Below are 2,118 nucleotides of genomic sequence, written 5' to 3' on the forward strand. Positions count from 1 at the left end.
GGTGAGCGGGAGCGCGGTGCCCGTCTCGGCCGCGACGCCCAGGGGGCGTGTTTTCGTGCCGGTCAGGGGCAGGGCGGTGTCGGTTTCGGTCGCGGTGCCCAGGTCGGCGACGACGATGCCGACGATGGGAAGCGCGGTGTCGGTCTCGGTGGCCGTGCCCAGCATCCGGGACTTCGCGCCGGCCAGCGGGAGCGCGGTGGAGGCCTCGGTGGCCGTGCCCAGGGCGCGGGCGCGTCCTCCGGTCAGCGGGAGCGCGGTGGAGGCCTCGGTGGCCGTGCCCAGGGTGCGGGACTTCGTCCTGGACAGCTCCAGGGCCGTGTCGGTCTCGACCGCAGTCCCCAGGGGGCGGACATGGGTGACGGTCAGCGGCAGGGCCGTGTCCGTCTCGACCGCGACGCCCAGGGGACGTGTTTTCGCGCCGGTCAGCTCCAGCGCGGCATCGGTCTCGGCCGCCGTGCCCAGAAAGCGTGTTTTCGCCCTGGACAGCTCCAGCGCGGTGCCCGTCTCGGCCGCGACGCCCAGGGGGCGTGTTTTCGTGCCGGTCAGGGGCAGGGCGGTGTCGGTTTCGGTCGCGGTGCCCAGGTCGGCGACGACGATGCCGACGATGGGAAGCGCGGTGTCGGTCTCGGTGGCCGTGCCCAGCATCCGGGACTTCGCGCCGGCCAGCGGGAGCGCGGTGGAGGCCTCGGTGGCCGTGCCCAGGGTGCGGGACTTCGTCCTGGACAGCTCCAGGGCCGTGTCGGTCTCGACCGCAGTCCCCAGGGGGCGGACATGGGTGACGGTCAGCGGCAGGGCCGTGTCCGTCTCGACCGCGACGCCCAGGGGACGTGTTTTCGCGCCGGTCAGCTCCAGCGCGGCATCGGTCTCGGCCGCCGTGCCCAGCTGCTGGGTCTTCGTCGCCGCCAGGGGCAGGGCCGTGTCCGTCTCGGCCGCTTCGCCCAGGAGGAGGCCGGGCCAGACGCCTGCTCCTGGGTAGGTGGTGGGGCCGGGGTAGGGCATACCGCCTGCCTCCTACAGCGTGATGCGGGTGAGAGACATCTCGACCCCGTACAGGACGAGCGGGGTGCCCAGGCCGTGCCTGACCGACACGTAATAGGTCTGTCCGGCCGTCAGCGGGGCCACGTTGGACGCGGTCAGGTCCGGCCAGATGGCGGTGCCGGTCGCGGCCGGTGTGAGCGAGACGATCGGCGGGTCGTCGACCAGCGGGCCGCCCGTCTGTCGGCGCAGCCACATGCTCCTGTCACCGGTGTTCGGGGCGCCGTCCTTGAAGATCGTGCGGAGGGCGGCGAGGTACAGGCCGCCTGCCCCGGCCGGGACGGTGACGCCGCTGCCGGTCGTCCACCACACCCCGCCCTCCTGGTAGATGGAGGTGGCCAGGGGGACGGCGGTGACCACGCCGCTGGTCAGGGTCAGGTCCGCGATCCGGGTGAGGGCACAGCGCGGCGGGTCCTGGGCGGCGTCGGCGGCAGCCGCGGCGTCCTGGATTCCCGTCTCCATGTAGTTCAGGCGGACGGCGTTGATGAGGGTGTTGCCGTCCGGCCCGTCCGCCCACGTCTGCTTCGTGTACGCCATCTCAGTCGGCGCGGAAGAAGCCGTTGACGCCCACCAGGAGGTCGGTGCCGTCCGGGGTGGCGGGGAAGTCGTGCTTGGTCAGCGGCACGATGTTGGCGTCCGTTCCGGCCGTGGTGTCGGGGTCGAAGCAGACCAGGAAGGCGCCGATGGGGTTGCCGGTGGCGTTGGTGTAGGTCTGGTCGGCGAAGTCGGACTGGCTGCTGTCGCTGGTGTCATCGGGGGTGACCGTGGCCGCGGTGATGGTCTTGCGGCCCATCGTGGTCTGCTCGTTGGATGCGCCGGCCAGGAGCGCGGCCAGGGTGTCGTAGTCCTCCAGGACGCTGTCGGCCTCCAGGCCGGTGGCCTCCAGCGGCACCAGGATGAGGGCGGCGTTGCCGGTGCCGACCTGGGCGGCGTAGCCGTTGACGCGGCCCTTGGCGATGTTGAAGGTGATGTCTGCCACGGATGACCTCCGGGAATGCGAAAGGCCCGCGAGCGGGGCTCAGCGGGCCTTTGAGGGGTTTTCGGGCACAGGTCGTCTGTGCGGGATCAGCCTGACATGCCGTT

Annotated in this window: 3 protein-coding genes; all 3 read right to left on the reverse strand. The window is 72.0% G+C overall.

From position 1 onward, the window contains the following. A partial coding sequence (locus tag ABD140_RS39715) for a hypothetical protein (RefSeq protein WP_344248210.1) occupies positions 1 to 999 on the reverse strand: 999 nt, incomplete at its 3' end. Positions 1,000 to 1,011: 12 nt separating this feature from the next. Further along, positions 1,012 to 1,572 carry a hypothetical protein gene (locus ABD140_RS39720; protein ID WP_344248212.1) on the reverse strand — a complete coding sequence of 187 codons (561 nt, stop codon included), beginning with the start codon at positions 1,570 to 1,572 and terminating at the stop codon, positions 1,012 to 1,014. 1 nt (position 1,573) lies between these two features. Next, complete coding sequence (locus ABD140_RS39725) at positions 1,574 to 2,014, reverse strand: hypothetical protein (RefSeq protein ID WP_344248214.1); 441 nt, start codon at positions 2,012 to 2,014, stop codon at positions 1,574 to 1,576. Between the last annotated feature and the right edge of the window lie 104 nt (positions 2,015 to 2,118).

The sequence above is a fragment of the Actinocorallia libanotica genome (genome assembly GCF_039525175.1).
GTDB classification, from domain to species: Bacteria; Actinomycetota; Actinomycetes; order Streptosporangiales; family Streptosporangiaceae; genus Actinocorallia; species Actinocorallia libanotica.

Coding starts and splice junctions, on each gene's coding strand:
- ABD140_RS39720 (WP_344248212.1), bottom strand. CDS start 1,572: ATGGCGTACACGAAGCAGACGTGGGCGGACGGGCCGGACGGCAACACC.